The sequence below is a fragment of the Flavobacterium sp. ZB4P23 genome (assembly GCF_003970375.1).
Lineage (GTDB): Bacteria > Bacteroidota > Bacteroidia > Flavobacteriales > Flavobacteriaceae > Flavobacterium.
The window spans coordinates 178,869-200,502 of sequence record NZ_RYDK01000007.1; the positions used below are offsets into that span (position 1 = coordinate 178,869).

The 21,634-nt window shown below is 34.5% G+C and carries 10 protein-coding genes and 1 pseudogene; 7 read left to right on the forward strand and 4 right to left on the reverse strand.

Going from position 1 to position 21,634, the window contains the following annotated elements; all coding sequences use genetic code 11:
* Window positions 1-524: 524 nt before the first annotated feature.
* From EKL99_RS12490 to EKL99_RS12500, 3 genes and pseudogenes are all read left to right on the forward strand, one after another.
* Entirely contained in the window at window positions 525-3,905 is a 3,381-nt protein-coding gene (locus tag EKL99_RS12490) for a PAS domain S-box protein (RefSeq protein ID WP_231507443.1), read from the forward strand.
* A 126-nt stretch (window positions 3,906-4,031) separates the two neighbouring features.
* A pseudogene (locus tag EKL99_RS12495) lies at window positions 4,032-4,292 on the forward strand (neutral zinc metallopeptidase); the annotation flags it as partial.
* 226 nt (window positions 4,293-4,518) lie between these two features.
* Window positions 4,519-5,808 carry a DEAD/DEAH box helicase gene (locus EKL99_RS12500; RefSeq protein ID WP_126577059.1) on the forward strand — a complete coding sequence of 430 codons (1,290 nt, stop codon included), beginning with the start codon at window positions 4,519-4,521 and terminating at the stop codon, window positions 5,806-5,808.
* Window positions 5,809-6,425: 617 nt separating this feature from the next.
* Here the strand turns inward: EKL99_RS12500 and EKL99_RS12505 are convergent.
* Together EKL99_RS12505 and EKL99_RS12510 are read right to left on the reverse strand one after the other, a co-directional pair.
* Entirely contained in the window at window positions 6,426-7,781 is a 1,356-nt protein-coding gene (locus EKL99_RS12505) for a RagB/SusD family nutrient uptake outer membrane protein (protein WP_126515452.1), read from the reverse strand.
* A gap of 11 nt (window positions 7,782-7,792) precedes the next feature.
* Window positions 7,793-10,813, reverse strand: a complete 3,021-nt coding sequence (locus EKL99_RS12510) for a TonB-dependent receptor (protein ID WP_126554148.1) — start codon at window positions 10,811-10,813, stop codon at window positions 7,793-7,795.
* A gap of 666 nt (window positions 10,814-11,479) precedes the next feature.
* Here EKL99_RS12510 and EKL99_RS12515 point away from each other — a divergent pair.
* The 3 genes from EKL99_RS12515 (at window position 11,480) to EKL99_RS12525 (ending at window position 15,307) form a co-directional block, all read left to right on the forward strand.
* Window positions 11,480-11,695, forward strand: coding sequence for a hypothetical protein (locus EKL99_RS12515; protein ID WP_126462544.1), 216 nt, complete (start codon window positions 11,480-11,482; stop codon window positions 11,693-11,695).
* A 222-nt stretch (window positions 11,696-11,917) separates the two neighbouring features.
* Entirely contained in the window at window positions 11,918-14,413 is a 2,496-nt protein-coding gene (locus tag EKL99_RS12520; protein WP_126577078.1) for a serine hydrolase, read from the forward strand.
* A gap of 42 nt (window positions 14,414-14,455) precedes the next feature.
* The gene (locus EKL99_RS12525; protein ID WP_126554146.1) at window positions 14,456-15,307 is read left to right on the forward strand and encodes a cyanophycinase; all 852 of its coding nucleotides are present in this window, start codon (window positions 14,456-14,458) and stop codon (window positions 15,305-15,307) included.
* Between the two features lie 646 nt (window positions 15,308-15,953).
* Here EKL99_RS12525 and EKL99_RS12530 read toward each other — a convergent pair.
* Together EKL99_RS12530 and EKL99_RS12535 are read right to left on the reverse strand one after the other, a co-directional pair.
* Window positions 15,954-16,739 carry a pseudouridine synthase gene (locus tag EKL99_RS12530; protein ID WP_126462553.1) on the reverse strand — a complete coding sequence of 262 codons (786 nt, stop codon included), beginning with the start codon at window positions 16,737-16,739 and terminating at the stop codon, window positions 15,954-15,956.
* Between the two features lie 128 nt (window positions 16,740-16,867).
* A complete protein-coding gene (locus EKL99_RS12535) occupies window positions 16,868-18,403 on the reverse strand; it encodes a YifB family Mg chelatase-like AAA ATPase (RefSeq protein ID WP_126462556.1) in 1,536 nt (511 codons plus the stop codon).
* Window positions 18,404-18,636: 233 nt separating this feature from the next.
* Here EKL99_RS12535 and EKL99_RS12540 point away from each other — a divergent pair, with 233 nt between their 5' ends.
* Window positions 18,637-21,633, forward strand: coding sequence for an amidohydrolase family protein (locus EKL99_RS12540; RefSeq protein ID WP_126577060.1), 2,997 nt, complete (start codon window positions 18,637-18,639; stop codon window positions 21,631-21,633).
* The last annotated feature ends 1 nt before the right edge of the window (window position 21,634 follow it).

Below are 21,634 nucleotides of genomic sequence, written 5' to 3' on the forward strand. Positions count from 1 at the left end.
TTCCTGTTTTATTTGTTTTTCTAGTCTGTAAAATTTTTAAAATAAAAATACTATTAAGCAATTCCTTTATTAAATACTATAATGAAGAGGATAGTAAAAACATAGAAAACCAGCGCTATCTTTTATATTTGGGCATACTAATTCCGGTACTTGAAACCCTATTTGAAATTTTCAAAATAAGACCTGTAAGCTTACTGATTTCAAATCTTGGTATCGGTACTTTTTTACTGATTCTCTATTTTATCAGCAAAAAATCAGCTGTTGTGTTTCAAAACCTGGGAAAAATATTTATGATAGTGTATGTAATCTGTTTTAGTTACATATCAATAAATTTGATTTTTACACCCTCTGACAGCATACCTATAGCCGCTTTTGTACTAGCTTTATTCTTTTCGTATACCATCATCAAACCCACCAAACTATATTGGATTTTCCTTATGTGCGTATTTATCTTTTTATTTATACTGTATTTTTTTGAAATAATACCCTTACGATCAATCATTATTTTATCGAATTTCTCATTAATGATCCTAATTATAAACTACATACGGTACACCTCTTTATTAAAAATTACTGATAAACTACGTTTTACTAATGAAATTGTAAATAAAGGCAACTCTCTCATTCTTGCTACCAATAAAAAAGGAGAAATTGTATTTTGCAGTGAAAATGTAAAGACTATTTTAGGTTATTCAGTAAATGAAGTTATGGGATTGGGCTACTGGAAAGTTACTGAGGACAAAGAATTTTATGGTGAAGAGTATCATATTAATTTTAAGGATGATCAGTTGTTTACCAGCAAAGTAAAATGTAAAAATGGAGCATACAAACACATTCAATGGAATGATAAAAAATTCTCAGATGATTTGATCATTGGGATAGGACAGGATGTAACAAATGAAATTAAAATACAAAACCAATATAAAAATTTAATTGAAAATGCTATTGATCTAATTTTTGAAGTCGATAATGAAGGAGATTTTATATTTGTCAATGATTATACTATTAAATCTTTGGGATACAAAATAGATGAAATCATAAATCGAAATTATTCAGAATTTATACGAGAAGATTACCTTATCAGTATCAAAGATCTCTACCAGAATTTATTAATAAATGAAAATTATTTTTCTACCATTGAATTTCCATTGATAAAAAAGGATGGGCAAGAATTGTGGGTTTCCCAGAAAGTGATTATCCGGAGAAATGAATTTGGAGAAGTGGTAGCTTATTCTAGTATTGCCAGAGATATCACTAAGTTTAAAGACATAGAAAACGATATTAAAATACGTCAGGAAAAAGTAGAGGAATACAATGAAGCTGTAAAAAAACTATCAACAACCAACTTTAGTAATTACAAAAACCTGGATGTTAGTGTGATGCAAATAATTGAATTAGCTGCTAAAGTATCAAAGTGCAATCGGGTAAGTTATTGGAAATATACCGAAGATACAATTACCTGTGAAAATTTATATGACTTGGACCATAATTCTTATTCTAAGGGCTCCGTTTTAGAAAAGAAAAATTATCCTATTTATTTTGAGTCCATCAAAAACAAAACACAAATCAGTGCTCCTGATGTTTTTAATAAATATGAAATATCTGAATTTATAAATGACTATTTTTTAAAAAACGATATCAAATCACAACTTGCCATTCCCATTTTCATAAATGGAGACTTATCTGGAACCATTAGCTTTGAAACAGTAAAAACACAACGATACTGGGACAACGAGGACATTATTTTTGCCCGAACCATCTCGGATATTATATCGTTGACTATGATTTCTCACAGTCGGTATGAAACAGAGAAGAAATTAGAATACAAGAGTGAACTTTTATCTGCTATGGCACTTTGTACAGAGAAATTTTTGAACAGCAATGACATCAACGATATTTTCTCAGATGTACTCATTATTATGGGTAAAACTACAAAATCCCATAGAGCGTATTACTACGAAAATGATAGTAATACAGGTTTTATTAGCCAAAAATACAGATGGATAATTAACAATCATAAAATAACGGAAAACAATATTAAACTTCAAAATCTACCACATGTGTTTTTTGAAGAATTGTTGATACCGCTTTTAAACAACAAAGTTTACGATGCAATAATTTCAAAAATTGAGAATCCTTCCTTAAGGAATAAATTAGAAAATCTTGATGTTGTAGCAATAATCCTTTTTCCAATTTTTATCAAAAATAGGTTTCATGGCTTTTTGGGATTTGATGATACTCAAAATGAGAGATGTTGGTCCGAAGATGAGGTCAATATTTTACAAACATTAGCTAGAAACATAGCCTCATCAATAGAACGTATTACGAACGAGACCGCGATATATGAAAGTGAAGAGAAATTTAGATTATTAGCCAATAATATTCCAGGAACCGTTTATTTATCAAATTATGATGAAAACAACACAAAGATCTACATTAATGATGAGATTGAAAAGCTTACCGGATATCCAAAAAATGATTTTCTAACGAACCATTTATCCTTTATTGATTTAATTCATCCCGAAGACAAATTAAAAACCATTGCTACTCAAAAAAATGCAATAGATACTAAAATTCCGATTCATATTGTTTACCGGATTATACACAAGAACAAAACGGTTGTATGGGTGGAAGAATTTGGTGATACCATATACAAAGATGGGAAAATTGCATTCTTGGAAGGAATTTTTATTGATATTACAGCAAGGAAACAAACCGAAACCATAGTCAAAGAAAAAGAACTAGCAGAAGCTGCCAATAAAGCAAAATCAGAATTTCTGGCCAATATGAGTCATGAAATAAGAACACCGTTAAATGGGATTATTGGATTCACAGATTTGTTAATGAAAACACAACTTGGCTCAACCCAAGAAAAATACATCAATACAGTAAAACAATCCGCATATTCCTTGCTGGATATCGTAAATGACATTCTTGATTTTTCAAAGATTGAAGCCGGAAAACTAGATTTACACATTGAAAAATATAACGTAAAAGATGTTCTGGGTCAGATTATTGATTTAATATTATACGAATCCAACCAAAAAAATCTAAGTTTAAAACTAAATATATCGTCTGAAATTCCTGAATATTTTTGGATAGACATTGTCCGATTAAGACAAATTTTAATTAATTTATTGTCAAATGCTGTAAAATTCACAGAAAAGGGTTCCATTAAATTAAATGTTTCTGTGATTGAAAAAATTGATGCGTCGCATGTTAAGATTCGATTTGCAGTGATCGATACAGGAATTGGAATATTAGAAAAAAACAAATATAAAATTTTTCAGGCTTTTTCACAAGAAGACAGTTCTACGACAAGAAAATATGGAGGAACAGGATTAGGCCTGACAATTTCAAACCAATTACTTGGTATAATGAACAGTACCCTGCAACTGGAAAGCACCATCGAACTGGGAAGTACTTTTTATTTTGATTTAGATTTAAAAACCAGCAACGAAACCCCAAAAAATAGTACTGATCCTGAAATAGATCTAGATAAAAAAATACCCATTACAACCGTCAAAAATGCTAAAAAAATAAGCGTTATGATTGTAGAGGATAACAAAGTAAACATGTTACTGCTTAAAACCATTATCAAAAATTTATTTGTAAATCCAATAATTTTCGAAATAGTCAACGGCAAAGAAGCTATCGAAAAATTTGAAATACTCCGGCCTGATCTTATTTTTATGGACATTCAAATGCCCGAAATGAATGGTTACGAAGCAACAAAAATAATAAGAAGCTTGAGTTCGGGTAAAAACCTGCCTATTATTGCAATAACTGCGGGCACCGAAAAAGAAGAGAAAGAAAAATGTCTCGCTGCAGGAATGAATGATTATATTTCAAAACCTATAGTCAAAGGAGTCATTGAGGAAACAATTGCTAAATGGATACTGTAGCCAACTATTTTTCTTTTAATTTATGTACATTTTATTTAAGTACATGACAAAAAGCTAAACAGATTGTTTTCTAAAGACTTAAATCCTGTCAAAAGAAATTTTGACAAGTAATCTAATCCGATAGCGGATTTGCAAGCTGATTTTTATGCGGGCGTATGAACACATTACAATCAAAAAATGAATGATTTACAGGAGGAAGGTGATATTGATGAAGCTTTAAGTGCAGCACATGCAGTTGGTGATGATGCGATTCAAGCTAAAATTCAAGGACACATTGTTCCGGAATCCTTTACACACGGAAGTTCCGCACAACGGAAAGTCTGGTTTATGAAAGGGTATCAATCTGGAGATATTACTCAAGGCGATACTTTTGTAGGAATTAATTAAAAAAGTGTTTAGTCTAATATGAATACTGAACTTTACATTATTTTCCTTTTTTAACTTAGATAATTGGTACCACCAAAGCTTTAGTATAGGAACGGATTAAAAATAACGTACTCGCTTTAAGTAAACAAAGTTAAACAATAAAACCATAACAGGGAAATTAGCAGTACCTTTGCGCCAAATTAAAGGAGTAAACTAAATAATAGTGTTTGCTTCATAAACACCATTTATGTCATTTAACTCATTAGGCTTATCGGATGCTTTACTTAAAGCCATCAGCAAAAAAGGATACACAACCCCTTCTCCAATACAACAAAAAGCAATTCCACCCATTTTAGAAGGCAAAGATGTATTAGCATCCGCACAAACGGGAACAGGAAAAACGGCTGGTTTTACACTGCCTATTTTACAATTATTATCGCAAGGGCAACAGTTGCGACAAAGGCCCATTCGTGCTTTAATATTAACGCCAACCAGAGAATTAGCCGCACAAATATTAGCCAATATAAAAGAATACAGTGAATTTTTAGACTTAAAAAGCACCGTTATTTTTGGAGGTGTAAACCAGAATCCACAAGTAACACAACTGCGTCAGGGTATCGATATTTTAGTCGCCACACCAGGTCGGTTAATCGATTTGCAAAACCAAGGTTTAATATCGCTTGCCAAAGTTGAAATTTTAGTTTTAGATGAAGCGGATCGCATGCTAGATATGGGTTTTGTGCGAGACATTGAGCGTATTATAAAAGTATTACCTGCAAAAAGGCAAAATTTGATGTTTTCGGCAACCTTTTCAACAGATATAAAGAAATTGGCCATGGGCATTTTGCATCATCCCGTTCATGTGGAAGCAACCCCAGAAAATACAACCGTGGATGCTATTACTCAAATAGTGTATCCTGTTGCCAAAGAGAAAAAAACAGAACTCATCATTAAATTGATTACAGAGGGAAACTGGAAACAAATTTTGGTTTTCACCCGTACGAAACAAGGTGCTAATAAGCTGACAGAAAGCATGATTAGTGCCGGAATAAAAGCAGCTGCTATTCACGGAAATAAAGGCCAGGGCGCACGTACCAAAGCCTTGGCGGGCTTCAAAGACGGAAGCCTGACCGCGTTGGTCGCTACAGATATTGCGGCCAGAGGTCTGGATATACCATTATTACCACATGTGGTCAATTTTGAATTACCCAACATTCCAGAAGATTACGTTCACCGCATAGGCCGTACAGGAAGAGCTGGAGCTAATGGAGAAGCTATTTCATTATTCAGTCCGGACGAAACAGTCTTTCTACGTGATATAGAAAAATTAGTGGGTTTGAAATTACCTAAAGAAAACATCAAAGGTTTCGAGCCAGATCCTAACGCTTCCAAAGAACCTATCAAACAAGGACAAGGAAGACAACAACGCGATTCAACTCCGCGAAAACCAAAAACAGAGACCACAAACCGCACCAGCAATAACAGTTTTGGTCCAAGACGCCCGAGTCAAAATAACGACAGACGTTCTAATAGATAACAACTAAGAAAATACTTTTTTTTTAGGAGCAGAACGAGTTCGTTTTTTAAGAACGTATTTCCCGCTATACATTAAAATCCTTATTAGGGCTGAACACCAGCCCTAACAAGGATTTTCATTTCTATCGGGGCTATTTAGATCGTTTTTATTTTTATCATAGCATTTTGTATTCAACTCTTTGAAAAACAAAATCGAGCTCGTTTCCCGCTGCCCGCTACGCAAAGTCTCCGACTTTGAGTATGTGTTTTTCAGTCTCCGACTGATCTTAAAACCCCGATAGGCGGATTTGCAATGGGGCTATTCAAACCGCTTAATCGGGGCTCAAAACTACTCTTGTTGGTTTCAACTATATCCAAAAGCACAGCTATCATTGACCATCAGCAGATTGTTTTTCTTATAAGACAATAACTATTTATAAAAATTCTGCAAAATCAGAAAATGTTTAAAGAACTTTTATTAAAAGAATGGCTGAATGATATTTATTTCTATTAATAGTTAATTTTATATTAGCATTCAAAACACAATACTTGATCCAATTAATTTAAAATTTTAAATGTAAAAAAGGAGCTCTGCTATACAAACAGAACTCCTTTTTAACTTTAAAACTAAATTTTTATTTAATACCCATCATTTTGAGTTAAGTTTTTATTTACATCTATTTCTCTTCTCGGAATAGGTAAAATTAAATTATTGGCATCGTAAGGAAGAGATCCAATATTTTGTTTTAATCGTTTTGCATCAAATAAAGCAAATCCTTCAAAAGATAATTCTCTTTTTCTTTCCATTAAAATAGTAGCCAAATCAACAGTGATAAATAGAGCTGCACCCGAACGTTGGCGTAGTATATTAACATCATTAACAGGAGAAAGCCCTGTAACCGTTCCTAGTCTAAAATTAGACTCAGCCCTTGTTAAATACATTTCAGCTAGACGTAGCATTGGTATATTCGCAAATTGGCTTTTCCATTTTGTTGTACACCACCATTTTGCTTTGTAAAAGAAATCGGCTCTCTTATCATTCGGATCATCATAAATATCCCAATGCTGTGATAAAATTTCCACATCTGGATTTCCCACGCGACCTCCAAAAGCAGAACCGGCCCAAAACACATTAAAATCATTAGAGCTAGCATCCTGACTCGTTATTTGCCAAGCAAATAAATCTTCATTTGAATTTTCTAAATTATTAAATGCTTGTGCAAAAGTAGTCGTTAAAGTCGCGGAACTTTCATTAATAACGATATCAGCCATATTTCGGGCATTGGCATAGTCTCCTTTTTGCAAATAAACTCTAGCAAGAAGTGCCGCTGCACTGTATTTTGTTGCAAAAATATCATTCGATGCTGGTAACAAAGTGTAAGCATCTTTTAAATCCGCAATAACCTGAGTGTATACTTCTTCTAAAGTGTTCCTTTTAGGAAATTCAATCTGACTAGGATCCAGCACCCCTCTAAGAACAATAGGAACTCCAAGCTGACTATTTACGGATCCCGAAACATAGGGTTTCGCAAATAATCGTGCCAAATCAAAATATACCAGACCTCTAAGGAATTTTGCTTCTCCTTCGGTAACATCTTTATCAGCCACGTCGGTGATTACAGCTAAATTATCAAGTACGATATTAACGTGATTACTAATTCCATATCCGTTTAGCCAAATACTTGCAACAAAACTATTGTCCGTTAAAATAGCTTTCTCATTATATTCTCCTGGTTGAATATAAGTTCCGTTCCAATAAAGATCACCATCATTGGCCAGTAATTCTGAAGCTAGTGCGATTCCACCGCCATAACTAGAACTGGACCTCGCAACACCGTAAGCATTGATTAAAATCTTATGTATGTTCTCTGGAGTTGAAATGGCTACCTCTTTTGAAATGGCTTGTTCCGGCTTAATATCCAAGTTATCATCACAACCCACAAAGAAGATAGTAAGTAATGACATTAAAATTATTATGTAGTTATACTTTTTCATAAATGTTTTATTTATAGATCAATATTTAATCCAATAGTAATTGTTTTAGCAGGAGGAGCGGAATAAAATGCAATTCCTTTTTGAATATTAGAATCGCCATTATTATCAAAAGAGGCTTCTGGATCATATCCACTATAATTAGTAAAGGTTAGCAGATTGACTCCTGTTAAGTAAAGTCGCACCCTGTCGACAGACAATTTTTGAATGAGTGTTTTAGGAAGCGTATATCCTAAAGATAAATTTCTTAATCGAACAAAATCAGTTTTTTCTAAATAACGTGTTGAGGCTTGTTGCCCGTTTGTAGAATACATTCTGGCTTGAGGTACCATAGTAATATCCCCCGGATTTTGCCATCTATTTAACTGATCCGTTGTTTGATTGTCTTCATATCGGGCATTCCCTGATTGGAATTTCCCACCTTCATTATACATAGAAGATCCCCATTCGCCTTGAAAAGTAAAAGAAAAATCAAAATTTCTAAAAGATACCGTATTGGTCATTCCTGTCATAAACGTAGGATATGGACTTCCTGAAATTACTCTTTGTGCTTCACTATAATTATTAGTTGTTGATTTATCTAAACTACCATCTGGATTTGCCGTATTTCGATAAAATAAAGCATCTCCATTTGCGGGGTCAACCCCAGCATATTCCACTATATAAAAAGAGGAAATGGTTTCACCTACCCTAACAATATTATGTCCAGCTACAATATCTCCACCAGGCAAAGCAGTCACTTTATTATCTAAAGTCGAAAGGTTTAAAGACGTTTTCCAATTAAAATTAGTTGTTTTGATATTGGTAGTATTCAATACAAATTCAAACCCTTTATTAGTCAAAGATCCTACATTACGAGTTAAAGAACTCCAGCCTGAAGTTCCCGGAAGTGGTTCATTTAATAAAAGATCATTTGTTTTTTTAACGTAATAATCAATTTCACCGCTTACTCTGCTATTCAATATTCCAAAATCAATTCCCACATCAAATTGATTTGTCTTTTCCCATTTTAAATCTTGATTTACCAATTGAACTGGATTAATTGCTGATCGTTGATTATAGGAGGATCCTTCAAAAAGACCTAAACTAGCAAAGTTGCCAATACCTGCATTTCCCGTTACTCCAAAACTTCCTCTAACTTTTAATAAGTTGATGACACCACTGTCTTTCAAAAAATCTTCTTCAGAAATAATCCAACCTGCAGAAGCAGCAGGAAATACTCCGTATCGGTTTGATACTCCAAATCGCGAAGAACCGTCATAACGTATGCTTCCTTTTAAGAGGTATTTATCCATAAATGAAAAAGTAGCTCTACCAAAATAGGAAAGAAAATTATACTTTGTTCTACTTGAAGATCCAGCTATTATTTCAGAAGCACTTTCTATAGTTTGCAGCGCATCTGACGGAAATCCTGTTCCCGCAACATATTGCCTGCTTCGAGAACTTTCTTCAAAGCTCATTCCTCCAACAAACTCTACGTCATAATCCTCATTAAATGTTTTAGCATAAGTAAAATAATTATTAATACTGTACTTATCTGACTGAACTGCATTGGCATCTGCATAACCATTAGTAGAAACAGATTCCGTCAGACTTCCTGAAAAATATTCTTCCGTTTGATTGTTATTATCATAGCCTAACTCTGTTTTAAAAGTCAATTCAGGCAAAATTTTATATTCCAAATAACTATTCATTAAAGTTCTAAAAATATTTACTCCCCAACTTCCATTGAATTCTTGCATTAAAAAATTATAATAGATGGTAGATTGATTGTTAGGTGTCACCCCATCGTCTAAATAAGCGGGAGATAAAGGGGATTGTGCCACCGCTTGCAATGGAGTTGCAAAAGAATTATCTGCTCCAATTCTTGCAATATTTGTTTTACTTAAACTCGTATTAAGTCCCACTCTTAATCTATCGGAAACTTTATGATCTAAATTCCCTCTATAAGAATAACGCTCCATACTGTTCCCTCTAATAATTCCTTGCGTGTTATTATAACCACCTGAAATAAAGAATACCGTTTTTTCATCACCTCCTGATATAGAAAAGGTATGGTCTTGAACTGATCCTTTTACCAAGGCTAAATCTTGCCAATCCGTATCAACTTCATTAATTCTCCAATTTTTACCATTCCCCTGTTGATCAAAAACACCTCCAGGTTCCGTTAACCATAAATCCGCAGCTCCATAACTATTTGCAGAAGCTTCGGTAAAAAGCTCCGTATATTGTGCTGTATTTAACCAGCTCATTTTATTGGTTGCTTCGCTCCAACCTGCAGAGGTGTTCAAAGAGATTTTCGTTTTCCCAGATTTCCCTTGTTTAGTTGTAATCAAAACAACTCCATTCGTTCCTCGAGCTCCGTAAATGGCGGCAGATGAAGCATCTTTTAATATTTGAATAGATTCAATATCATTAGGATTTAATGAAATTAAAGGATTAATAGGGGCGCTTCCCGTACTTTCATTATCATTTATCAATGGCAACCCATCGATTACGTATAAAGGCTCTTGAGACGAAGAAATACTAGAAATTCCTCTTATTCTCATTTTCACACCACCTTCTACTTTACCATTTATTTGAGTAATTTGGACACCCGCAGCTTTACCAACAAGTGCATTTTGCAAATTTGCTACTGGAATTTGATTAATTTGATCAGAAGAAATAGAAGCGATGTTATCCGTTAATTTACGCTTGGATTGTTTTCCAAAACCAATTACTAGAACTTCTTTTAGCTCAGCCGAATCTTCTTTTAAAATTAAATTTAGGGTACTTATCCCTGCTACACTTAATTCCTGAGTTTTTAATCCAATGTAACTAAAGATTAAAACGGCATTAGAGCCAACATTTTTAATCGTAAAATTTCCATCCATATCTGTAAGTACGCCATTGGTTGTTCCTTTAACTAAAATAGTGGCTCCTGGAAGGGGACCATTAGAATCCGACACTCTACCAGAAACCTCTTGTGAATAGGTCATAGTAGTACAAAACATCGTTAGAAACACCATCAAGCCTTTGAGTAGACTATTTTTCATAAATAATAAATAAGTTAGTTAATACCTGTTGTTATTTGTTATAATTTTAACAAATATACACAAATAAGTTAAGAAAATATTAATTGATAACTGATAATAATCAAAAGAGAAGGAATTAAATTTAAAATAGGAAATCATTTACCAAGCGTTAAAGAGTATCGCTTTGAATGAAAAAATTTAAGCAATAAAGCCTAAAACATTAAAAATCATAACTTTAGAATACAAAACAAGGAGGTGATAATTTGTTTTTAAAAGGTATAAAAATCTTAAAAAATTATACTCATTTTTTAAAAAATAAATAAAATATAGGTTAGCACGTGTTAAAATAATAAAATATGAAATTAAAATTTGGTATTCATACAAAAAAAAGAAAATATCGTTTACATTTTTTAACAAAAAACAAAGTACTATTAAATAGTAAATTTCCGTTTTTCCGTGAGAATTCAGAACAAGAGAATAATCAGTCATAATGTAAATCCCTTTCTTTTTGAATCGATTGCAAAACTGACTGTATTCTCTAATTTATTTTTAATTTTATGCTCTACAAAACCATAACTCTTATACTCTTTTGGAACATAAACCAGAATTAAATGTTTTTTAAAGCGAATAATCTCTGTTGTTTGTTTTAAAACGGAAATATTTATTGCCTAAACCAAAAGATATCGGATGCCTTACATCCAATACATTTTCTATGACTATGCCGATGAAAGTGGACATTCTATAACATCTCCACGAATTGAGGCTGAAATGGTTGTGTTTTTTGCTTTTTTACAAACTGCAAAACGCTATTTTAATTTCACATCGAATCCTGTTTTTTTGATTACTTTTATCATTTTCTCATTCGAAAAGAATCAATGCAGGCTTTTAAACTTGGAGGAATAGAATCCAATAATTACAAAAAAAAATAAAATATAGAAAAAATAATGTTCACTTTCTTTAAATATCAGTTTTTCTACTTGAAAGCTAGTCTTGTATTAAATTTAAAAGTCTTGTATTAAAAAATAAATTGTATTTTGGATCAATTCGATAGTTAATCCCATAGAAATTAATTGTAATTTTTTAACTAAAAAGATGAAAAATGTTGTAATAAACTCGATACTGATTATGAAAAAACTGTTATTTCTTCTACTGTTTCTTGTTCCCATTATCATTTTTTCACAAGAATCCAAAAAAATTGCTCATATTGATTCAGTACTGAATTATTTGCATCAACGACAACTTTTTAACGGCAGCCTATTGATTGGAAAAGAAGGAAAAATCCTTTATAAAAAAACATTTGGCAATGCAGACCCAAAAAATGACACTCCCTTAAATAATTCTTCAGCATTCAACCTTGCTTCTGTCTCCAAGCAGTTCTTTTCGATGATGATTATGATATTAAAAGAACAAGGTAAATTGAATTATGACGAATCTGTACAAAAATATTTACCAAACTTTCCATACAACAACATCAGCATTCGTCAACTGATGAATCATACTTCGGGACTTCCCGATTATTTCGAAATAGCGAAAGGCGACATGACATTGCTCGATACACTCAGCAATAAATCGCTGTTGGAATTACTAGCCCTCAAAAAACCAAATCTTGTTTTTCAGTCAGGAGAAAAATGGCAGTACTGCGATACTAATTATGCCATACTTGCCTCCGTCCTGGAAATGGTTTCTGGTAGCACGTCCGACAAATTTTTTCAGCAATATATAGCTGCTCCACTTAAAATGAACAACAGTTATGTCTATCATTTGAAGATGAAATCCTATCCGCCATCACGCGTTTTTGGTATGCGATATAAAGGAGGAAAATCATTGTCTAATGACCTGATTCGTTTTGATGGCGTAGTTGGCGATGGCAATGTATATGCTTCGGCAGAAGATCTATATAAATGGGATCAGGCACTCTACACCGGAAAAATTTTAAACAAATCAAGCTTCACAGAAGCGATCACATCCGGGAAACTAAATAATGGTGCCGAAACTAAATATGGTTTTGGCTGGGACATAATAGAGCCTGGAAAAACGGTGGCACATACTGGCAATTGGGTTGGTTTCAATGCCGCCATCATTCGATACATCGATAAAAATCAAACACTAATTATACTTGACAATTCTTCTAATTCTTATGCAAACAAGTTGATCCCGAATATTTGGGAAGAAAAACCCATTGCACTTCCACAAACCCAGCTTATTACCAATATAAAAGTAATTGATGGAACGGGCCTTCCGGCTTATGCCGCTAATGTTCGCCTTGTGGATGATCGCATACAAGACATCGGATCACTAAAGGTTTTCAAGAATGAAAGTACTACCGACGGAAAAGGAAAAGTACTGGCTCCTGGTTTTATTGACAGCCATAGTCATCATGCCTCAGGACTTGATGAAAAACCTGAAGGAATCGCAGCAACAAACCAAGGTATTACAACTATTGTAATAGGGCAAGATGGAGAATCAGTACCCATCGACACAATACTTTCATCGATAAAAAAAATCCCCGTAAGTATAAATATCGCTACATACACCGGACAGGCTTGGTTACGCGAAAAAATAATGAAGGATGATGTAGGTAGAAAAGCTACTACTCTTGAAATTGATGCTATGAAAATTTTGCTAGCATCTGAGATGGATAAAGGTTCGCTTGGACTTAGCACTGGACTTGAATACGAGGCAGCTTATTACAGTAGTCGCGATGAAGTAGTTGAACTTGCCAAAGTAGCTGCCTCCAAAGGCGGGCGTTACATTAGCCACATTCGCAGCGAAGATATGCATCTCGATGAAGCTATTGATGAAATTATTGATATTGGAAGAGAGGCAAAAATTCCTGTTCAAATCTCTCATTTAAAAATTGCCATGCGTAGTAGATGGGGCAATTCTGGTCTTATTCTTAAAAAATTACAACAGGCACGACTCGAAGGTATCAATATCACAGCCGATGTATATCCTTATACCATGTGGAATTCTACGCCGAGGGTTTTATTTCCAGAGAAAGATTTTGACAATCTCGCCAGTGCTGAATTTGCAACACAAGAATTGTTTGATCCTGCTAATTCAGTAATGGTCCGTTACGCACCAAGTCCTACTTGGCAAGGAAAAACGGTGACCGAAATTGCTGCAATAAATAATGAAACTGCTGCGCAGGCGCTCTTGCGCATCATTCGCGAGACATCAGCAATCGGTCAGGATGGAACTATTGTGGCAAAATCAATGAGTGAAACTGACATCAGCAATTTCCTCAAGTGGCCTTTTAGCAACGTCTGTTCTGATGGGTCGATGGGTGGACATCCTCGTGGACATGGTTCTTTCTCCCGAGTGCTGGGTCGCTATGTCCGTGAGCAAAAACTGATACCACTAGAAACGGCCATACAAAAGATGACTAGCTTATCTGCAGAAAACGTAGGCATAAAAAATCGCGGACTCATTGCCCCAGGTTACTTTGCCGACTTAGTCTTGTTTGATCCTAATACTATAATGGATAATGCCACAGTAAGCAATCCTACGGCTCTTTCCACAGGAATACAGAGCGTATGGGTAAATGGAAAACTAGTTTATAACGAGCAAAAATCAGTTCCGAATTTTACGGGTAAGTTTATTAAAATGGAAAAAAATTAAATACAAAAAAGCAATCAAAATAATTATAAAACACCTAAAACCATGAACAAATCTATTTCAATTTCTAAATTTCATTTTATAATTTTTCTATTATTGGCCTTTTGTTCCATTCAAGCTCAAACTCCAAAAGGAACCTTATTTATCATTGGCGGTGGAAACAGATCAGATAAACTGATGACCTGTTTATTGTCCCTTTCTAAATTAGAAGCAAAAGATTATATCGTCGTATTACCCATGTCCAGCGAAGAGCCAGACAGTGCCTACATTTACTTCAATGATCAGCTAAAAAGGCTAACGTCAAATCCCATAGTGATGCTCAATTTTGATAAAAAAACCGCAACTAATCCAAAATGGATTGACTCTCTTCAAAAGGCAAAACTCATTTTTATAAGTGGAGGCGACCAAACCCGATTCATGGATATCGTCAAAAACACTCCCATTAAAACAGCCATTCATCAAGCCTACAAAAACGGAAGTACCGTTGCCGGAACAAGTGCTGGAGCAGCGGTAATGTGCGAACACATGATCACCGGAAATCAAAAATTAAATCCGGTATATACTGGAACTTTTGACAACATACGCCACAATAATCTCGAAACAACAGAGGGTTTAGGCTTAATGAAAAACGTGATTATTGATCAGCATTTTCTAAAAAGAAGTCGATACAACCGTTTATTATCTGCTATGGTAGAATTCCCTTCTCACGTCGGAATAGGAATTGATGAAGCCACAGCTATCATTGTTCAAAATAAAACTATAGAAATTACAGGAGAAAGCGAAGTTATCGTAATCAAAAATCCAAAAGGGATTCAAAAGTCAGGTACAAATAATCTTATATCCATAGAAAGTCTGGAAATGAGTATTTACAATAATGGTCAAAAATTTAAAATATAAAATTATTATCCAATTATAAAAACGGTCTGAAATTTATCTTACTTACGCTTATGTAAACTCTCCGGTATTTATCAGAATTCCAACTACTAAGAACACAACACCACAAACCGCACCAGCAATAACAGTTTTGGTCCAAGACGCCCGAGTCAAAATAATGATCGACGTTAAACTAAATAATAGTTTAAGAAAATACTTTTTTTTTAGGAGCAGAACGAGTTCGTTTTTTAAGAACGTATTTCCCGCTATACATTAAAATCCTTATTAGGGCTGAACACCAGCCCTAACAAGGATTTTCATTTCTATCGGGGCTATTTAGATCGTTTTTATTTTTATCATAGCATTTTGTATTCAACTCTTTGAAAAACAAAGTCGAGCTCGTTTCCCGCTGCGCGCTGCGCAAAGTCTCCGACTTTGAGTATGTGTTTTTCAGTCTCCGACTGATCTTAAAATTCAAAGATTCAAAAAACAAAATCGGTTAAAAACCGAAAGGCACTTCCTCAAAATCCGAGATTTTGTGGAACGTTGTGATAAACATCTGAAATTAAAAATTGTTGATCAAAAACCCCAACTCTGCTCCACTTTACACTGAAAACTGTTGTTTCCAAATACAACAATAATTTAAAGCTTTATTTTACAAATAAGTATTCTATTCATATGTAGATAATATTTGTTTTTTATAGGAATATGGTATCGCCAGATCTTCATTGGTGTTTGCGACAGCTTCTGTCATGGCGATTTCATACGTATTCAAATCTAGCTTAAGAATAGTACCTACTCTGCTAAACTCTTCATTAATCTTTGCATTCAAGATTAGTTGTTCATTTGTTATTGGATGATTAAAAATTAACTGATGTGCATGAAGCATCATTCCTTTCAGTTCAAAATTCTCCAACCATAATTTATTTTGCTTGTTACAACCATGTGGCCGACTTCCTAAAATGGGATGAAAAATATGTTTGAAATGTTTTCGTAATTGATGCATACGTCCAGTTTCAGGAATCGCTTCTACCAAACAATATCGTGACGTTGGTTGATTGTTAAATTCTAACTCAATTTCGGTAGTTTGCAATCGATGAAAGTAGGTTATTGCATTTTGTATAACACCATCATTATTGGTTAAATCATAATCAATCGTTAGTTCTTCGGGTGACCAACCACGTAAAATTGCTAAATACTTTTTTTCGACTTCGCGTGTGGCAAAACGATCATTCATAATTTTTAAAACCTTTTTATCCAACGCAAATAACAAGACACCAGATGTTTTGCGATCTAACCGATGAATAGGATAAACGTGTCGCCCTCCTATTTGATTTCTCAATTCTTGAATAGCAAAAACTTTTGCATCACGCGCATAGAATGATTTGTGAACCAACAAGCCACTTGGTTTATTAATTGCTATAATATATTCGTCTTGGTAAAGAATTTCTAACATTTGGCAAAAATAAAAGAGATTTCTATCGAAATCTCTTTTTTAACTTATTTATTTCTATTCTTTTCTTTTTCCCCCGCTAGCGCGAAGGTATTCTCATTTTTGCAGCCGTGAAACATCTGAAATCTATTTTAGCCCAACCACCCATCACGATCCAAACTTCTATACTGAATTGCTTCAGCAATGTGGCTGGAAACCACTATTGGAGCCGCATCAAGATCAGCGATCGTGCGTGCAACCTTCAAAATACGATCATAGGCTCGAGCCGATAAATTTAATCGTTCCATCGCTGTTTTCAATAATTGTTTTGAAACATCGTCCAAGGCACAATATTCCCGAATGTGTTTGGTATTCATTTGGGCATTGTAATGGATATTTTCCATTTGCTCAAAGCGTTCGGTTTGAATTTCTCGAGCCGCTGTCACTCTTTTGCGAATGTCTACACTACTTTCTGCTTTTTGATCATCCGATAATTTTTCGAAAGGGACTGGTGTCACTTCGATATGAATATCAATTCTATCTAATAAAGGTCCTGAGATTTTACTCAAATACCGTTGCATTTCATGTGGTGAAGAAGTTTGTGGCGAATCCGGATCGTTGAAAAAACCACTTGGACTCGGATTCATACTTGCCACCAGCATAAACGAGGATGGATAAGTAACTGTAAATTTAGCTCTGGAAATAGTCACTTCTCGATCTTCCAGTGGTTGGCGCATCACTTCCAGAACATCGCGTTTAAATTCCGGCAATTCATCCAGAAACAAAACGCCATTGTGCGCCATTGAAATTTCGCCGGGTTGCGGATAACTGCCGCCGCCAACAAGCGCCACATTCGAAATAGTATGGTGCGGGCTACGAAACGGACGCTGATTCATCAAACCTACTTCCTTCAATTTTCCGGCAACACTGTGAATTTTTGTGGTTTCTAATGCTTCACGCAACGTCATGGGAGGCAAAATACTGGGCAGTCGCTTAGCTAACATGGTTTTTCCGGCACCCGGTGGACCAATCAAGATAATATTATGCCCGCCGGCAGCCGCAATTTCCATACATCTTTTTATAGACTCCTGCCCCTTGACATCACTAAAATCAAATTCAGGAAAGTCTAATGTTTTATAAAATTCGGCTCTAGTATCGATTGTTGTTGGTTCCAAAGTCCCTTTTCCTTCTAGAAAGTCAATTACTTCCTGTATGTTTTCTATTCCATACACATTTAATCCTGCAACAATTGCTGCTTCTTTCACATTTTGCTTTGGAAGAAAAAAACCTTTAAAACCCTCTTCTTTTGCTTTGATAGCAATCGGCAAAGCGCCACGAATGGGTTGCAAACCTCCGTCAAGCGAAAGCTCTCCCATGATTACATACTGGTCAATTTCATCGGCTTTAATCTGCCCAGAGGCTACCAGAATACCAATTGTCAAAGTCAGATCATACGCAGAGCCTTCTTTACGTAAATCCGCAGGAGCCATATTGATGGTGATTTTTTTGCCGGGCATCGCATAGCCATTGTTTTTAAGCGCAGCCGCAATGCGGTAACTGCTTTCTTTAATAGCATTATCTGGTAATCCAACTAAATGGTATCCAATCCCTTTATCAATATTTACCTCAACGGTAATTGTTGTGGCTTCAACTCCAAAAACTGCACTTCCAAAAACTTTAACTAGCATCTGTTTTTATTTGATTTTAAAATTAATGAAACTTTTCTTATTATTATTATAAATCTTACATAAATTCCAATAAAATAATGAACAGCAAAGATTTCATCAAAAGACACTCAAAATACTTTGGTATACAGCTCTATACGATACATTTTTCGCGAAAACAAAATGTTAAAATTAAAAAAAGTGAAGGTATAATATTAACATTTTTCTACTTTTAGAAAATAATTAGAAACCACACTATGAAAAAAATCCTACTCCTACTCTGTTTGAGTTTTTTGGTACCAAAAACCTATGCTCAGGAATACTTTCCTAATAACGAAAGTGTTCAAAACAAAAACACCAATTTCACTGCTTTTACCAATGCCAAAATTTATGTTACCCCAACACAAATTATTGAAAAAGGCACTTTATTAATTCAAAACGGAAAAGTAATTGGTGCCGGTGCTACCATTACTATTCCTAAAAATTGCGTTACTATTAATCTGGAAGGAAAATCAATATATCCTTCTTTTATTGACATTTATACCAGTTTTGGAATTGAAAAACCAAAAGAAATAACAAGTACGGAAAGAAATCCTTTGTACGATACTAAAAGAGTGGGATATTATTGGAATGAAAATATTCGCTCAGAAGTAAATGGATATGAAAGTTTTAAATACGACCCAACTAAAGCAGAGGAGTTGTTAAAAGCAGGATTTGGTGTTGTAGGTACTCACGTTCCGGATGGAATTGCCCAAGGATCCGGAATGTTAATCGCTTTGAACAACGCTGATAAAAGCACACAATTATTATCTGACAAAATCACTAATCACTTTGCATTTACAAAAAGTGCCACTACAAATCAATCCTATCCTAGCTCATTAATGGGAATGATGGCCTTATTACGCCAAATGTACTTTGATTTAGATTGGTACAAAAAAGGGAATGCTGCAACCAAAGATTTATCATTAGAAGCCTTATCAAATAATGAAAAATTAGTTCAAATTTTTGCTTCGGAGGATAAATTAAATAGTGTTAGAGCTTCTAAAATAGCAAAAGAATTTGGATTGAACTATGTATTGAAAGGCATAGGAAATGAATTTGAAAGAATTGAAGAAATAAAAAAAACAAATTCTAAATTTATTATTCCAATCAATTTCCCCGAAGCTTATGATGTGTCTGATCCGTACCAAGCCAATCAAATGGAATTGAAAGATTTGCGTTTCTGGAATCAAGCCCCTACTAATCTGAAGGTTTTGTCTGATAACGGTATTGTTTTCGCCTTGACTACAGACAAATTAAAGAAGGTGGGAGATTTCAGAACTAACCTTCTAAGAGCCATTAAATATGGTTTTGATACAACCAAAGCATTAGAAGCACTGACAACAATTCCAGCATCAATTTTAGGAAAAAGCAACGAAATTGGAAGTTTAAAAACCGGAAGTCTAGCTAATTTTGTGATCACCTCCGGAGAAATATTCGAAGAAAAAACCATCGTTTACGAAAACTGGGTTCAAGGAAGTAAGTATGTCATCAATGATATTATGGTTAAAGACATTCGTGGCAAGTATGACTTAACGGTCAATAACACCAAATACAAATGGACTCTTGACGGCGACATAGCTGCACCAAAATCAGAAATCACAAGTGTTGATGCTAAAAAAATAAAGTCTAAACTTACTATTGCTAATAACTGGATTTCAATAATAATCAAACCCAATGATTCTACAAAAACCAGCTTTACAAGAGCAACAGGATACATAGACGATATTGAGAAAATTTCTGGAAAAGCAATTTTATTCAATGGAAATGAAGTGAAATGGAGCGCTGTAAAAACGGCTCCTTTTGCAAAAGCGGTTGATTCTTCAAAAATTGAAAAAAACAAAATGATCCTCCCTACAACATTTCCAAATGTTGCCTTCGGGACGGTAAAAAAAGCAACACAACAGACACTTTTATTCAAAAATGCCACGGTTTGGACCAATGAAAAAGAAGGTGTATTAGAAGAAACAGATGTTTTAATCAAAAATGGAAAAATTGCTGCTATCGGCAAAAACCTTTCTGATGCTTCCGCCACAGTTTTAGATGCAAAAGGCAAACATTTGACCAGCGGAATAATCGATGAACATTCCCACATAGCCATTTCAAGAGGTGTCAATGAAGGGGGACACAACTCCAGTGCTGAAGTAACAATTGAGGATGTAGTCAATTCCGAAGACGTTAATATCTATAGAGATTTAGCTGGTGGTGTAACAACTTCGCAATTATTGCATGGTTCTGCTAATCCTATCGGAGGACGCTCTGCCATTGTAAAATGGAAATGGGGAGCTTCTGCAGAAGAAATGCTTTACAAAGACCAACCAAAATTTATTAAATTTGCTTTAGGTGAAAATGTGAAACAAGCCAACTGGGGAATTACCAACCCTACTCGTTTTCCTCAAACAAGAATGGGTGTGGAACAGGTTTTTACAGATTATTTTCAACGTGCAAAAGAATATGACTTGGCTTGGAAAACTTATAATTCAAGTGGTAAAAAAGGAAAAGGGAAAGCGCCAAGGGTAGACTTAGAACTACAGACTCTAGCTGAAATCCTTAATAAGGAACGTTTCATTTCCTGCCACTCTTATGTGCAATCTGAAATTTTGATGTTGATGAATGTTGCCGAAAAATTTAACTTTAGAGTAAATACCTTTACACATATCCTTGAAGGATACAAAGTAGCCGATGAAATGAAAAAACACGGAGTAGGAGCCTCGACGTTCTCGGATTGGTGGGCGTATAAATTTGAAGTGAATGATGCCATTCCCTTCAACGGTCCAATCATGCACAATGCGGGACTTGTAGTAGCCTATAACTCTGATGACGCTGAAATGTCCAGAAGATTAAATCAAGAAGCTGCAAAAGCAGTGAAATATGGAAACATTTCAGAAGAAGAAGCATGGAAATTCGTGACTTTGAATCCTGCAAAATTATTGCACATTGATGATAAAGTGGGAAGTATAAAAATAGGAAAAGATGCTGATGTAGTACTTTGGAACAACAATCCTTTATCTATTTATGCTAAAGCTGAAAAAACAATAATTGAAGGTGTCGTTTATTATGATGTGCAAAAAGATGAAGCACAAAGAGTAGCAGTTGCCAAAGAAAGAAATGAGTTAATAGGCCAACTATTGCAAGAAAAAAACAAAGGAATGATCACTCAAGAGCCTAAAAAGAAGGAAAAAATAGAATATCATTGTGATTCTTTGGAACATTAAG

What these genes read in the sequence shown, in the direction of transcription:
- EKL99_RS12490 (WP_231507443.1), top strand. Translation starts at nt 525, where the DNA reads ATGATCCTAATTATAAACTACATACGGTACACCTCTTTATTAAAAATT.
- EKL99_RS12500 (WP_126577059.1), top strand. Translation starts at nt 4,519, where the DNA reads ATGTCATTTAACTCATTAGGCTTATCGGATGCTTTACTTAAAGCCATC.
- EKL99_RS12505 (WP_126515452.1), bottom strand. Translation starts at nt 7,781, where the DNA reads ATGAAAAAGTATAACTACATAATAATTTTAATGTCATTACTTACTATC.
- EKL99_RS12510 (WP_126554148.1), bottom strand. Translation starts at nt 10,813, where the DNA reads ATGAAAAATAGTCTACTCAAAGGCTTGATGGTGTTTCTAACGATGTTT.
- EKL99_RS12515 (WP_126462544.1), top strand. Translation starts at nt 11,480, where the DNA reads ATGCCTTACATCCAATACATTTTCTATGACTATGCCGATGAAAGTGGA.
- EKL99_RS12520 (WP_126577078.1), top strand. Translation starts at nt 11,918, where the DNA reads ATGAAAAAACTGTTATTTCTTCTACTGTTTCTTGTTCCCATTATCATT.
- EKL99_RS12525 (WP_126554146.1), top strand. Translation starts at nt 14,456, where the DNA reads ATGAACAAATCTATTTCAATTTCTAAATTTCATTTTATAATTTTTCTA.
- EKL99_RS12530 (WP_126462553.1), bottom strand. Translation starts at nt 16,739, where the DNA reads ATGTTAGAAATTCTTTACCAAGACGAATATATTATAGCAATTAATAAA.
- EKL99_RS12535 (WP_126462556.1), bottom strand. Translation starts at nt 18,403, where the DNA reads ATGCTAGTTAAAGTTTTTGGAAGTGCAGTTTTTGGAGTTGAAGCCACA.
- EKL99_RS12540 (WP_126577060.1), top strand. Translation starts at nt 18,637, where the DNA reads ATGAAAAAAATCCTACTCCTACTCTGTTTGAGTTTTTTGGTACCAAAA.